Here is a 14561-nt window from a genome sequence, read left to right as displayed (position 1 = left end):
CCCCGGCGCGCGAAGCCGGCTGTTGCGGCGCGACCGAATATCACCTGAACGCGCAGGATGCCGGCCTCGCCCGTGCGCGCCGCAATATCGACGCATGGTGGCCCGCGATCGAAGCGGGCGCGGAAGCGATCGTGCTGACGGCGAGCGGCTGCGGCGCCTTCGTCAAGGAGTACGGCGACCTGCTGCGTTCCGACCCCGTCTATGCGGAGAAAGCGCACCGCGTCAGCGCGCTCGCACGCGATCTCGCCGAAGTGATCGCGGCCGAGCCGCTCGACGCGCTGGCCGGTTCGACGCCACGTCGCATCGCGGTGCACTGCCCGTGCACGCTGCAGCACGCACAGCGCCTCGGCGGCGCGGTCGAGCGCATCCTGACGCAGCTCGGCTTCGATCTGACGAATGTCGCCGACGGCCATCTGTGCTGCGGCTCGGCCGGCACGTATTCGCTGACACAGCCCGAACTCGCGACGCAACTGCGCGACAACCGGCTCGACGCGCTTGAAGCCGCGCGGCCCGACCTGATTGTCACGGCCAACGTCGGCTGCCAGACTCACTTGAACGGCGCAGGCCGCACGGCCGTGCGCCACTGGATCGAGCTCGTCGACAACCACCTCGTCAACTGACCTGATTCCGGAGGAATGCCATGCAGACGAAACCCGAACTCGAACTTGCCGATGCCGACCGCATGCTCGCCGCCGCCCGCGCGGAAGCGGAACGCCACGGCTGGGCCGTATCGATCGCCGTCGTCGACGACGGCGGCCACCTGCTCGCGTTCGCGCGGCTGGACGGCGCATCGCCGGCCAGCACCTATATCGCGCAGGACAAGGCGCGCGCGGCGGCGCTCGGCCGGCGCGAGACGAAGGCGTATGAGGATATGATCAACGGTGGCCGCACCGCGTTTCTCAGCGTGCCGCTGACGGGGTTGCTCGAAGGCGGCGTACCGGTCACGGTGGGCGGCCGGATCGCGGGCGCGATCGGCGTGTCTGGCGTAAAGTCCGAACAGGACGCGCAGATCGCCCGCGCCGGCACACAAAGCGTCGCGGTATAACCAGCCAAAGCCGCGCGCGATTTTTTCCCCGGGAGGATTAACGATGATCGACCAAGCAGGACTGCAAGTCGCGCCAGCGCTGAGCCAGTTCATTGAAAACGAAGCGCTGCCGGGCACCGGCATCGACAAGGCCGCGTTCTGGAGCGGTTTCTCGGCCCTGGTGCACGACCTGGCGCCGCGCAACCGCGAGCTGCTCGCGGAACGCGACCGCCTGCAGCAGGAACTCGACACCTGGCACCGCGCGCACCCCGGCCCCGTGCGCGACCACGCCGCGTATCGCGCGTTCCTCGAACAAATCGGCTACCTCGTGCCGGTCCCGTCGAACGTCGCGGCAGCCACCGCGAACGTCGACAGCGAGATCGCCACGCAGGCAGGCCCGCAGCTCGTCGTGCCGCTGTCGAACGCGCGCTACGCGCTGAACGCCGCGAACGCCCGCTGGGGCAGCCTGTACGACGCGCTGTACGGCACCGATGCGCTGCCTGAAGACGGCGGCGCCGAACGCACCGCGACCTACAACCCGACGCGCGGCCAGCGCGTGATCGACTACGCGCGCAACGTGCTCGACAACGCGGCGCCGCTCGCGAGCGGCTCGCACCGCGACGCGCTGCGCTACCGCGTGCAGGACGGCCAGCTCGCCGTCGAAACCGCGAAGGGCATCGTGGGCCTCGCGCAGCCGGCGCAGTTCGTCGGCTACCAGGGCGCGGCCGACGCACCGTCCGCGATCCTGCTGAAGCACAACGGCCTGCACCTCGAGATCCAGATCGACGCGTCGACGCCGATCGGCCGTGCCGATCTCGCGAACGTGAAGGACGTCGTGCTCGAAGCCGCGGTCAGCACGATCATCGACTGCGAGGATTCGGTCGCGGCGGTGGACGCAGAAGACAAGGTCCAGCTCTACCGCAACTGGCTCGGCCTGATGCAGGGCACGCTGGTCGAGGAAGTCGCGAAGGGCGGCAAGAGCTTCACGCGCCGCCTGAACGCCGACCGCGAGTACACCACGCCGGCCGGCGGCAGGCTGTCGCTGCACGGCCGCTCGCTGCTGTTCGTGCGCAACGTCGGCCACCTGATGACCAACGGCGCAGTGCTCGACCGTGACGGCAACGAGATTCCGGAAGGGATTCTCGACGGCGTCGTCACGGTGCTGTGCTCGCTACACGACCTGAAGGCGAAGCGCAACTCGCGCACCGGCTCGATCTACATCGTGAAGCCGAAGATGCACGGCCCGGTCGAAGTCGCGTTCGCCGATACGCTGTTCGCGCGCATCGAGGACCTGTACAACCTGCCGCGCAACACGCTGAAGATGGGCATCATGGACGAGGAGCGCCGCACCAGCGTGAACCTCGCCGCCTGTATCGTCGCGGCCGCCGCGCGCGTGGCGTTCATCAACACCGGCTTCCTCGATCGCACCGGCGACGAGATGCATACCGCGATGGAAGCGGGCCCGATGATCCGCAAGGGCGACATGAAGTCGTCGGCGTGGATCCAGTCGTACGAGCGCAACAACGTGCTCGCGGGCCTGTCGGCCGGCCTGCGCGGCCGTGCACAGATCGGCAAGGGCATGTGGGCGATGCCGGACCTGATGCACGCGATGCTCGAGCAGAAGATCGCGCATCCGCGCGCCGGCGCGAACACCGCATGGGTGCCGTCGCCGACCGCCGCGACGCTGCACGCGCTGCACTACCACCTCGTCGACGTGCAGGCCGTCCAGCAGGAACTCGAAAAGACGCCGTACGCCAGCGAACGCGACGCGCTGCTCGAAGGCCTGCTGACCGTGCCGGTCGTCGAGCGCGCCGCGTGGAGCGAGGCCGAGATCCTGAGCGAAGTCGAGAACAACGCGCAGGGCATCCTCGGCTACGTCGTGCGCTGGGTCGAACAGGGCGTCGGCTGCTCGAAGGTGCCCGACATCCACGACGTCGGCCTGATGGAAGACCGCGCGACGCTGCGCATCTCGAGCCAGCACATCGCGAACTGGCTGCGCCACGGCGTGATCACCGAGGCGTTCGTGCTCGACGTGTTCAAGCGGATGGCGCGCGTCGTCGACCAGCAGAACGCCGGCGACCCGAACTATCGCCCGATGGCGCCCGGCTACGACCAGTCGACCGCGTTCAAGGCCGCGTGCGCGCTCGCGCTGCAGGGCACGTCGCAGCCGAGCGGCTATACCGAGCCGCTGCTGCACCGGTTCCGCCTCGCGTTCAAGGCGCAACAGCACGGCGGTTAAGCGCAGGCGTGCTTCACGAAACGGGCGGCCGCAACGGCCGCCCGTTTTCATTTTCGCGTTCGCCCGACCGTTGAAACGGATAATCGGCGCAAATCGTCTGCCTTCATTTTTCGCGTTCGCGTGCCGTTAACCGGAGGGAATCGGCAGCCGGATGCCGCGCGCGACGTCCCTGCATGCCGCAAAGCCTTGCGCTGGAACGCTCTGCCCGATATCCGCAAGCCCGTGAATTCACTGTAATTTGATCCGGATCAACGGTCCGCAACATTTTCCGCGCACGCGGACGCGCGCGTTATACTCCGTTGAATTCGCGTTGCCCGATTCGTCGGATCGTTGAATCGGCGCAGATGTCACCAGTAAATGCTTGATTTACCGGTATATCTGGCCGCGGTTACCGATAATCGGCGTCCATTTTCTCCGCCGGCCGGCAGGAAGGCGTCGGAATGGTCGCGTAACGGATCGCCGCCGGCACGTCATACGAACAATCGCATCGGCCCGCCTCCCGGCGGCAATGCCCATCGATCCACCGACCATGGCAGAAACCGACTACGCAATGCCCAGCGAATCCGGCCTGACGAGCCGTGTCGCCGCTCATCTGCGCCGGTTCCTGCTGCCGCACCTGATCTTCTATGCCGGGCTGCTGATCGCGCTGGTCCTGCTGCTCCTGTGCGGGGTCGTGCTGTACGAAGGCCGCATCGACGCGCGCGACCGCTCGGCCGCGATGCAGCAGAATCTTGCGCTGATGGCGTCGTGGGACATCGAGCGCAACATCGAGATCTATTCGCTGTCGCTGCAGGCCGTCGTCGAAGGCGAGAACGACCCCGACGTCGTCAAGCTGCCGATGCCGCTGCGCCGCCAGGTGCTGTTCGACCGCGCGACGACGGCCAAGTACCTCGGCGGGATCTACGTGCTCGACGCAAAGGGCGACATCTCGGTCGACGGCAAGAGCGACGTGCCGCGCAAAGCCAACTTCGGCAACGAACCGTACTTCACCGTACACCGCGACCATCCCGACGCCGGCCTGTACGTCAGCCCCCCGTATCACTCGCGGCTGCGCGGCGGCTCGCCGAGCATCGCGCTCAGCCGGCGGATCACGAAGCCCGACGGCTCGTTCGGCGGCGTCGCCGTGATGTCGATCCGGCTCGAATATTTCCAGAACCTGTTCTCGCGCCTGTCGCTTGGCGATCGCGGCTCGATCGCGCTGATCAACACGGACGGCAAGATGCTCGCGCGCGAGCCTTACGATCCCAAGATCGTCGGCCGCGACATCAGCCGCGCGAGCACGTTCCGGCGGTTCATGAGCGCCAATGAAGGGAGCTTCGCCGACACCGCGTCGATCGACGGCGTGCGGCGCCTGTACGTGTTCCGGCACCTCGAGAACCTGCCGCTCATCATCATGGTCGCGCGCTCGGAAGCCGATACCTACGCCGCGTGGTACGACCGTGCGATTCCGATCGGCTCCGCAATGGTTGCGCTCGCGATCGGCTTCGTCGGCCTGTCGCTGCTGCTCGACGTGCAACTGCGCAAGCGCCACCGCGCAGAAACCGAACTGCAGGCGCTCGCGCGCACCGACGGCCTCACCGGCCTCGACAACCGCCGGATGCTCGACGTCACGCTCGCGCGCGAATGGCGCCGTGCCGCGCGCTCGCAGCACGCGCTGTCGCTGCTGTTCATCGACGTCGATTACTTCAAGCGCTACAACGACACGCAAGGGCACCAGGCCGGCGACGACGCGCTCGCCGCGGTCGGCCACTGCATCGCCGGCTGCCTGCGCCGCCCGGCCGATTACGCGGCGCGCTACGGCGGCGAGGAGTTCCTCGTCGTGCTGCCCGACGTCGACACGACCGGTGCAGTGGCGATCGCCGAGACGATCCGCACCGGCATCCTGGATCTCGGCATCCGGCACGATGCCGGTACGTCCGGCCGCCTGACGGTGAGCATCGGCGTGACGACCAGCTATCCCGAACACGACGACGACATGCAGGGCGCGCTGAAACTCGCCGACGACGCGCTGTATCGCGCGAAGGAAGGCGGGCGCAACCGCATCGTCGTGCATGCGGCCGCTTCCGGCGGCCTCGCGGCGCGGCGGGCCTGAGCGGCCGGGACACACCCCGCGCCGCCGAGCAGCAGCAGGGTGGCCGCCGGGCCGCCATCGCCGCCCGTGCGCAAAATCACCGACAATGTCGCCTCGACACGCCGCCGCACGGCTGACGCGCCCGGCCGGCCCGCTCGGGTGCGCGGCCGCTTCGCACCACCATGAGACTCAAGGCAAAGATCTTCCTTCTGGCCATCGTGCCGTTCCTGCTCGCGATCGCCGGCATCGGCTTCGGCGTGCGCCAGCAGGCGACGTCCCTCGCGCGCACGCAGCACGCGACGATCCAGGCCGCCTACCTGTCGAGCAAGGAAGTCGAGCTGAAGCACTATGTCGAGCTGGCAACGAGCGCGATCATGCCGCTCTACGACGCGAGCGGCCGCAACGCGCGCGACGACGCGATGCTCCGCACGCAGGCGCTCGCGATGCTGCAGAAGATGGATTTCGGCCCCGACGGCTATTTCTTCGTATACGACCTGCACGGCAATTCGCTGATGCATCCGCGCGAGCCCGAACGCGTCGGCCATAACTACTGGTCGATGCGCGACCCGCAGGGCGCACTGACGATCCAGAAGCTGATCGGCGCGGCGGCGAGCGGCGGCGGCTACGTGCGCTACGCCTGGCAACGGCCGTCGACGGGCCGCGTCGCACCGAAACTCGGCTATGTCGTCGCGCTCGAACGCTGGGGCTGGATGGTCGGCACCGGCATCTATCTCGACGACGTCGACACCGCGCTGCAGCGCATCGACGCACGCGCGTCCGCGAACATCGAGCGCACGATGAGCTGGCTCACCGCGATCGCGCTCACGGGTGCAGCGGCGATCGCCGTGTGCGCGCTGGTGCTGAACGTCAGCGAGTCGCGCAGCGCCGACGCGAAGCTCAAGCTGCTCGCGCAACGTGTGGTCGAATCGCAGGAGCAGGAGCGCGCGCGGCTGTCGCGCGAGCTGCATGACGGGATCAGCCAGATGATGGTGTCCGCGAAACTGATGCTCGAATCCGCGCTCGCCCGTTTCGAACGCGGCACGGCGCGCCTGCCCGAAGCCGAGCAGGCGCTCGCATCGGGCGTCGGACGGCTCGGCGACACGCTGCGCGAAGTGCGGCGCATCTCGCATGCGCTGCGTCCATCCATGCTCGACGACCTCGGCCTCGCAGCCGCGCTCGAACAGCTGGTTCGCGAACTCGGCGCCGAAAGCGGCATCGACATCGGCTATACGCAGGTTGCGCACAGCGGCACCCGGCCGCTGCCCGAAGCCGTCAACACCGCGCTGTTCCGGATCGCCCAGGAAGCGCTCAGCAACATCGTGCATCATGCGCAGGCGTCGCGCGCGGCCGTCACGCTCGACGTCGGCGCACATTCCGTCACGCTGACCATCGCCGACAACGGCTGCGGCTTCGACGCCGAACGCTCGCAGGCCGACGCACGGCGCGGCATCGGCCTGCGCAACATGCGCGAGCGCCTCGACGCGCTCGGCGGCATGCTGACGATCTCGTCGCAGGTCGGCCACACGATCGTCGCCGCGCGCGTACCGCTGCCCGGCGCCGCGTCATGACGCGCCCCATCACAGGAGACCTTTCACGCATGAGCGCCCCCGACACCGCCCGGCCCGTCGCCCGACTGCTGCTCGTCGACGATCACCCGCTCGTGCGCGACGGCCTGCGGATGCGGCTCGAAGCGGCCGACCTGTCCGTGGTCGGCGAAGCCGGCAACGCCGACGAGGCGCTCGCGCTCGCCGCGTCGCTCGAACCCGATCTCGCGCTGATGGACGTCGGCATGAACGGGATGAACGGCATCACGCTCGCGGGCGTATTCCACGAGCGCTTTCCGGGCATCCGCGTGCTGATGCTGTCGATGCACGACAACGTCGAATACGTGACGCAGGCCGTGCGTGCCGGCGCGAGCGGCTACCTGCTGAAGGATTCGCCTGCGAGCGAGATCGTGCGCGCGATCGGCGCGGTGCTGGCCGGCCAGACGTTCTTCAGCGAAGGGCTCGCCGCGCGGATGATCCACGCAAGCGCGACCGCGTCGCCGCTCGACCGGCTCACGCCGCGCGAACGCGACATCCTCGACGCGCTGGCGGAAGGGCTGTCGAGCAAGCAGATCGCGCAGCAGACGGGGCTGTCGGTGCGCACGGTCGAGACGCACCGGCTCAATCTGAAGCGCAAGCTGGAGATAGAAGGGCAGGCCGAGCTGATCAAGTTTGCGGTCGAGCATCGGCGAAGGTAGGCGTGCCGATCCGGTGACATCGCGCGCAATTCGCGCACCCAATTTTCATACTCGTCCAATCGACCTCACATCAGGTTGATGGAATCCTTTCGCTTACCGAATCGAGCGACCTGCCCATGATTCGCATGACGAGCACGTGAACTTGTCATGCGGCACCGGGCATCGCTGACATACACCGGTACTCTGAATCGAGGGTGAATCATGATGCGCCGTATCGCGGTTGCTGGAGACGAACTGGAAACCGGGGGACGAATCCTTGCCTACGCCGGGCCGACATTCACGTTCGGCAACGCCGACCACCAGGCTGCACTCATCGGCGGACTTGCATTCTGCGACGCCTGTCAGAGCACGGGGCCGATTGCCAAGGTCGGCGGATTACGGCGCATAGAATTCATGGGCGAGGTAGCCGTCGATGGTGATGTCGTTTTATGCAAATGCCCAACGCCGCCGCGTATCGTTGCCATGCTCGCAAGTGACGCATGGTGTGGCGACTCGGCAGACGAAATGGACACCGCTGCCCCCGGAGCAAGCCGGACAGGCGGTGTCGCACCGCCAAGCTCGGGCGCTTATGACGAGTCTGTTCGTGCCGTCGGAAGCGGCGCGTCAAATGGCTATCCGTATGTGATCGAAACGCCTGACGGGCGTATTCACTCAGGCCAACTCGACGACAGCGGATATCTCCCCCGCATTCACACTGCAAACGAGAGCGAATACACGGTTCTTTGGGGTGATGAAGCACTCGCAAGACGCGATAAGGACGTGTAATGCCGAATGGGAAAACTGTCGTCAAAACGACCGCAGTGCCAAAATCGCACAAGGAAGTCGAACTGAAGTCGGTGACATTTTCCGAACTCTGGAGCAACTACGCACACGGAAATCCGTATAAGGATCCAGACGGACAATACAAGAATCAGTGCGCTATCCGAATGAGCGTGACGCTGCACAATGTCGGCATCGAAATGAAGTCGTTTTCGCAGAAGCGGGTTCGGCCGATGCCGGGCAAACCGACCCTAGGCCGCATCCAGATCCGAGGAAAGCCGACAGCCACACGCGCATATGAGTTCGCCGAGTGGTTGAAGCTGAGGCCGGTCGCCGGCGTGCTGGCACCCGAAAACATTACGGGACGCGATTGGGCAAGCAAAGTTGCAAGTCGAACCGGAATTGTCTTTTTCGACGGCTATTGGTTGCAGGACGGCGATTCGCCAGACAATTTGAGCGGCGGCCATATCGACCTCTGGAATGGAAGCAGGCTCACCGGTTTCGCATCAGGCATCCGGATTTCGTGGAATATTGTCATAGCGGGTTTCTGGTCTGATTTCCGCAACTCGAAAACCATCTTGTTCTTTCCCGTCAAATGAAATTCGTTGCCGCTGTAGGGGGCGCACTTGTCGGCGTAGCCTTCGCCACCGTGATCTGCTGGGGATCTCTCTACGTATACGGAACATTCGTCCTGCACGGCAGAGGTAGTCTTTTCGATACGAACCCGGAAATCGCGAATGCGTTCTTCGCAGGATGGGGTGGGCTGTCTGTCATCTTTGCAATTGTCTCAGCGAGCATCGTGCCTCGCAGGAAATCACGTTAATCCTCGGACATGTGGCCAAGAATAAGGCGTGGAGGACTCTCACTCCTGTACGGAATCGCAGGTCTGGTTACCACGTGGCTCGCATGCTGGATCGGAAGCCGGATCGATTGGCGGATTCATACCGGTTGGCGACTGCACGTCGATCGGCATTCCTGCTACGAAATCGATCTCTGCTCACCGCCCTGGCCAGTTTTCGCACTGCTCATCGTGTTGCTACTCGGCCCATCGCTTGCATTTGCCTTCGCGGGTTGGCGAATCGGGCGTCAGCGCGTCACGACACGAAAATGGGTGCTCTCCTTGATCGCCTTGGCGACGCCTACGCTGCTGATCTACATCGCGTCATATGTGATTCGATAGGATGCGAAGTTGACCGGTCGCGATCAATCCGGCCGCGATTGCGTCGCGCACGACATCGGCGCAATACCTTGTTTTCGACTGACTTCACGCCGCATCATCAGCATCACTGCCACGCCAACACTCAGGATTCCAGAGCACAAAACCGCGATCGAAAACCCGTGCGCCATCGCGTCCCGATACGCGCCGAGCAGCGCCGGGCGCCCTGCCGCAAACACATGCTCCATCACAGCCTGCCGCGCGAGCGTATCCGCGTGGGCGCTGCCGGCCGCCTGCATCGCGTCCGTCATCCGGTGCAGCGCACCGACGCTCATCATGCTGCCGAGCACCGCGATGCCCATGCTCATCCCGGTCTGGCGCAACGCGTTCATCGTCGCCGACGCCATGCCCGCGCGCTCGGCCGGCGCCAGTTCCATCACGGTCATGCCGGTCGCGGGCACCGCGAGCCCCATGCCGACGCCGAGCACCGCCAGCGCGATGCCGACCGGCAGGTACGGCGTTCCCACGCCGAAACCGGCCATGACCGCGAGCATCGCGCCGATCAGCCCATAACCGGCCACCATCAGCGCGTGCAACGGAATGCGCGCCGCGATGCGCCCGAACAGCATCGACGTGATCGCGGTCATCACGAACTGCGGCATCAGTTGCCAGCCTGCCTCGGCCGGCGTGCGCCCCTGCGCCTGCTGCAGGAACAGCGACAGGAAGAACAGGCTGCTGTACCCCGAGAACCCGAGCACGAACGACGCGAGATTGGCGCGCACCAGCCGCCGGTCGCGAAACAGCCAGACCGGCAGGAGCGGCCGCTCGACGCGCGTTTCGACCCGCACGAACACGACGAACGCCACCGCGGCGCCCGCCAGCGGCACGAGCACCTTCACATGCCACGCGCCGGCTTCGCCGATGCCGATCAACCCGTACGTGAGCAGCCCGAGCCAGACCACGCTCAACACCTGGCCGAGCGGATCGAACGCCGCGTGCTGCGGATGCCGGCGCTCCGGAATGCCCCATGCGCCGAGCAGCACGGTCACGATGCCGATCGGCACGTTGACGAGGAAGATGTTCTGCCAGCCGCCATGCTCGACGAGCAGGCCGCCCACCAGCGGCCCGAGGATCAGCGCGAGCGCACTGAACGCGGACCACCCGCCGATCGCGCGGGCGCGCTCGCGCGCATCGGGAAACGCATGCGTGAGGATCGGCATCGCGCCCGGTATCAGCAATGCGCCGGCGAGCCCCTGGATCGCGCGTCCGATCAGCAGCGGCTCGATGCTGCCCGCGCACGCACAGACCACCGACCCGGCCGTGAACAGGATCACGCTGGCAAGCCACACGCGCTTGTGCCCGTAGCGATCGCCGAGCGGCCCGGCCGACAGCATGAACGCGGACAACGCGAGCGCATACGCATTGACGACCCACTGAAGGCCGCCGATATCGGTGTCGAGCGCCGTCTGCAGCGTCGGCAGCGCGACGTTGACGATGCTGATGTCGAGCGTGGCGAGAAAGGTGCCGAGACAGGCGGCCAGGACGAGTGCGGCGCGACGATAACGAGGCATGGTGGTCAGCCCTTCCCGGGCACGAAGATGAGAATGATTCTCATCATATATATCGACTGACCGTCGGTCAATTGATTGAATTGGCCGTGAGCAGGGCGCTGGCCTAAACTGCGGGCTTTGCACGAACGGGCGTCGAGCCGCGCGATGACGGACAGGACCAAGGCAGGGACCACGACAATGAAAGACGGCGTGCCGGCGGGCAAGCCGCGCACGAAGCCGGCGGAAGTGCGACTCGAGGAACTGATGGCGGCGGCCGAAGCGCTGTTCCTCGCGCAGGGCGTGGAAGCGACGACCATCAGCGAGATCGTCGAGCACGCGCAGGTCGCGAAGGGCACGTTCTATCACTACTTCGAATCGAAGTCCGACATGCTCGCCGCGCTCGCGCAGCGCTACACGTCATCGTTCCTCGACCGACTACAGCACGCGGTCGACGCGTGCGACGCCGACGACTGGCTCGCGCGCCTGCGCGCGTGGATCCGCACCAACATCGAAACCTACGCGACGACCTACCGCACGCACGATATCGTCTACACGAACCATCACCATCACGATCGCGCGAATGCCGACAAGAACGCGATCCTCGAACAGCTCGGTGCGATTCTCGACGGCGGCGCACGGGCCGGCACCTGGCGGCTGGCGCATCCGCAGGTCACCGCGCTGCTGATCTATGCGGGCGTGCATGGCGCGACCGATCACATCATCGCGGCACCGGAAACGGATCGTGCCGCGTTCGTCGAGGCGGTGGTCGACGATTGCCTGCGGATGCTCGGCGTCGGCGCGTAACGCGCCGTCAGCGCAAAGCAATGAAAAAGGGCGCCCGAGGGCGCCCTTTGTGCATCCGGACTCCGAACCGCGCAGCGGCTGTCAGTTCGTCCGCGAATTGTGCTTCTGCAGATACGCGATCAGGCCATCGATCCCGCCCGATGCGAGCTGGCTCTTGAACTGGCCCTGGTAGACCTGGATCAGCCACGCGCCCGACATGTCGATGTCGTAGATCTTCCAGTCGTTGCCGACCTTGCCGAGACGATAGCCGACCGACTGGCTGTCGCCCGGCGTCGTGACCGTCGACTGCACGAGCGCGTCGGCACCCGACGCGCCGCCGGCCTTGAACGAGAACTTCGCGTCCTGGCTGCCGAGCTGCGCGAGCGACGCGGCGTAGGTGCGCGTCATCAGCAGCTTGAACTGCTTGTACAGCTCCTGCTGCTGTTGCGGCGTGGCCTGCTTCCACGCGTCGCCGACCGCGATGCGGGTCGTGCGCTCGAAGTTGGTCGCGGGCAGGAAGCGCTGCTCGACGACCTGCGTGACTTTCGCCATGTCACCGCCACGGGCGGCCGGATCGGCCTTCATTGCGGTGACGGTGCCCTCGACCGCATTGCGGACGATATCGACCGGCGCGCTCTGCGCAAAAGCGGAAACCGACACGGCGGCTGCCGCGACGAAAGCAAACAGATGACGTTTCATACGAATATCGCTCGATGAGAAAAAACGACCGGTTCATTGCACCGGCCGACGATGCAAAGTATACCGGGCCTGACGCCTCGGTGTGCCGCCGTGACCGACTGTTACCTTTCAGGTTCCTTTGTCACAGGCCAGCAGTGGCGCGTCGAAGCAGCGTTGCGCCGTTTATGTAAATATCCCCTTACAAACCGGCCGACCCTCGGTATCGATTCCGCCGTCGCGAACAAATCTCCTTCCCTTCTCGTAACCCCGAACGTCACGACCGCCGCCACGCCGCGCCGGTATACTTGGCTACTTTGCCCTTGCCAGCCGCTCCCCATCGCCACATGGTGACATCTCTCATCGTCCGACTCGTTGCGTGGTCGGTGCGCCGACCCGTCTCGGTCGTCGTCCTGTCGCTCGTCATCGCCGCGCTCAGCGGCGTCTATGTCGCTCAGCATTTCAAGATCAACACCGACATCAGCAAGCTCGTCGATGCGGAACCGCAATTCGCCGCGCTCGGCCAGGCCGTCGACAAAGCGTTCCCGCAACGCAACGGCACGATCCTCGCGGTCGTCGAGGCGCCCGCGCCCGAATTTGCGAATGCCGCCGCGCAAGCGCTGACCGAAGCGCTGCAGAAGGATGCCGACGCCGGCCGCATCGGCCAGGTCGCCGAGCCCGGTGGCGGGCCGTTCTTCGAGCACAACGGGCTGCTGTTCCTGTCGCCGCAGGAAGTCACCGATACGACCTCGCAGCTCGCGAGCGCGCGCCCGCTCGTCAACGAACTCGCGAAGAACCCGAGCCTCACCGGGCTCGCCACGACGCTCGCCACCACGCTCGGCCAGCCGCTGCTGACCGGCCAGGTGAAGCTGCCCACGATGGCGAAGCTGCTCGCCCGCAGCGCCGCGACGGTCGACGACGTGCTGGCCGGCAAGCCGGCCGCGTTCTCGTGGCGCGCGCTAGTCGACAACGATGCCGCGCGGCAACCCGCACTCGCGTTCGTCACCGTGCAGCCCGTGGTCAACTACGGCGCGCTGAAGGCCGGCGCGGAAACCAGCCAGGTGATCCGCGACGCGGCCCGTTCGATCGACCTCGAGAAGCGCTACGGCGCGGTCGTGCGCCTGACCGGCGAACAGCCGCTCGCCGACGACGAATTCGCGTCGGTCGAGGATGGCGCGGCGCTCAACGGCGTCTTCACGCTGCTCGCCGTGCTCGTCATCCTGTGGCTCGCGCTGCGCTCGAAGCGGATGATCGGCTCGGTGCTCGTCACGCTGTTCGTCGGCCTCGTCGTGACCGCCGCGCTCGGCCTCGCGATGGTCGGCTCGCTGAACATGATCTCGGTCGCGTTCATGGTGCTGTTCGTCGGCCTCGGCGTCGACTTCTCGATCCAGTACGGCGTGAAGTATCGCGAGGAGCGCTTCCGCGATCCGCGCATCGATCACGCGCTGATCGGCGCCGCGCACTCGATGGGCATGCCGCTCGCGCTGGCCACCGCGGCCGTCGCGGCGAGCTTCTTCTCGTTCATCCCCACCGCCTATCGCGGCGTGTCCGAGCTCGGCCTGATCGCGGGCGTCGGGATGTTCGTCGCATTGCTGACCACGCTCACGCTGCTGCCCGCGCTGCTGCGCCTGTTCGCGCCGCCGGGCGAATCGAAGACGCCGGGCTTCCCGTGGCTCGCGCCGGTCGACGATTACCTCGATCGCCATCGCAAGCCGATCCTGATCGGCACGCTCGTGGTCGTGGTCGGCGCGCTGCCGCTGCTCGCGTTCCTGCGCTTCGACTTCAACCCGCTGCACCTGAAGGATCCGAACAGCGAATCGATGGCGACGCTGCTCGCACTGAAGGATTCGCCGGAAGCCGCCGTCAACGACGTCACGATGCTCGCGCCGTCGCTCGCGGAGGCCGACGCTGCCGCGAAGCGCCTCGACGCGCTGCCCGAAGTCGGCCGCACGACCACGCTGTCGACCTTCATTCCCGCCGACCAGCCGGCCAAGCGCGCGGCGATCGCCGCCGCCGCGAGCGACCTGCTGCCCGCGCTGACACAGCCGCCCGCGCCGCGCGA

The 14561-nt window shown here is 66.3% G+C and carries 12 protein-coding genes; 10 read left to right on the top strand and 2 right to left on the bottom strand.

Annotated elements, in window-relative coordinates; translation table 11 throughout:
* The 8 genes from glcF to G3O00_RS31035 form a co-directional block, all read left to right on the top strand.
* On the top strand, nt 1–620 hold a 620-nt coding region (gene glcF / locus G3O00_RS31070), incomplete at its 5' end, for a glycolate oxidase subunit GlcF (protein ID WP_206145294.1).
* A 20-nt stretch (nt 621–640) separates the two neighbouring features.
* Nucleotides 641–1045, top strand: a complete 405-nt coding sequence (locus tag G3O00_RS31065) for a heme-binding protein (protein ID WP_174934631.1) — start codon at nt 641–643, stop codon at nt 1043–1045.
* Nucleotides 1046–1088: 43 nt separating this feature from the next.
* Nucleotides 1089–3263 (top strand): malate synthase G, encoded by a 2175-nt coding sequence (locus G3O00_RS31060; protein WP_206145293.1) that lies wholly within the window; start codon nt 1089–1091, stop codon nt 3261–3263.
* A gap of 529 nt (nt 3264–3792) precedes the next feature.
* Nucleotides 3793–5355, top strand: a complete 1563-nt coding sequence (locus G3O00_RS31055) for a sensor domain-containing diguanylate cyclase (RefSeq protein WP_206145292.1) — start codon at nt 3793–3795, stop codon at nt 5353–5355.
* Between the two features lie 161 nt (nt 5356–5516).
* Complete coding sequence (locus G3O00_RS31050) at nt 5517–6902, top strand: cache domain-containing protein (RefSeq protein ID WP_011353643.1); 1386 nt, start codon at nt 5517–5519, stop codon at nt 6900–6902.
* 29 nt (nt 6903–6931) lie between these two features.
* Nucleotides 6932–7576 carry a response regulator transcription factor gene (locus G3O00_RS31045; RefSeq protein WP_011353642.1) on the top strand — a complete coding sequence of 215 codons (645 nt, stop codon included), beginning with the start codon at nt 6932–6934 and terminating at the stop codon, nt 7574–7576.
* A gap of 201 nt (nt 7577–7777) precedes the next feature.
* The gene (locus G3O00_RS31040; RefSeq protein WP_206145291.1) at nt 7778–8341 is read left to right on the top strand and encodes a PAAR domain-containing protein; all 564 of its coding nucleotides are present in this window, start codon (nt 7778–7780) and stop codon (nt 8339–8341) included.
* Nucleotides 8341–8934 carry a type VI secretion system amidase effector protein Tae4 gene (locus G3O00_RS31035; protein ID WP_206145290.1) on the top strand — a complete coding sequence of 198 codons (594 nt, stop codon included), beginning with the start codon at nt 8341–8343 and terminating at the stop codon, nt 8932–8934. The genes G3O00_RS31040 and G3O00_RS31035 overlap by 1 nt, the downstream gene beginning before the upstream one ends.
* A 604-nt stretch (nt 8935–9538) precedes the next feature.
* Here G3O00_RS31035 and G3O00_RS31030 read toward each other — a convergent pair.
* Nucleotides 9539–11062 (bottom strand): MFS transporter, encoded by a 1524-nt coding sequence (locus G3O00_RS31030; RefSeq protein WP_206145289.1) that lies wholly within the window; start codon nt 11060–11062, stop codon nt 9539–9541.
* A 144-nt stretch (nt 11063–11206) separates the two neighbouring features.
* On the opposite strand from G3O00_RS31030, the gene G3O00_RS31025 reads away from it, so the two are divergent.
* Complete coding sequence (locus G3O00_RS31025; protein ID WP_206145288.1) at nt 11207–11845, top strand: TetR/AcrR family transcriptional regulator; 639 nt, start codon at nt 11207–11209, stop codon at nt 11843–11845.
* 81 nt (nt 11846–11926) lie between these two features.
* Here the strand turns inward: G3O00_RS31025 and G3O00_RS31020 are convergent, their stop codons facing one another.
* Nucleotides 11927–12523, bottom strand: coding sequence for an ABC transporter substrate-binding protein (locus tag G3O00_RS31020; protein ID WP_011353639.1), 597 nt, complete (start codon nt 12521–12523; stop codon nt 11927–11929).
* A 323-nt stretch (nt 12524–12846) separates the two neighbouring features.
* Between G3O00_RS31020 and G3O00_RS31015 the strand changes: the two genes are divergently transcribed.
* A partial coding sequence (locus G3O00_RS31015; protein WP_206145287.1) for an MMPL family transporter occupies nt 12847–14561 on the top strand: 1715 nt, incomplete at its 3' end.

This window comes from Burkholderia sp. Ac-20384 (assembly GCF_017104605.1).
In the GTDB taxonomy this organism is placed as follows: domain Bacteria; phylum Pseudomonadota; class Gammaproteobacteria; order Burkholderiales; family Burkholderiaceae; genus Burkholderia; species Burkholderia lata.
Note: the sequence above shows the minus strand (reverse complement) of the source record. Positions and strands in the feature narration are given on the sequence as shown.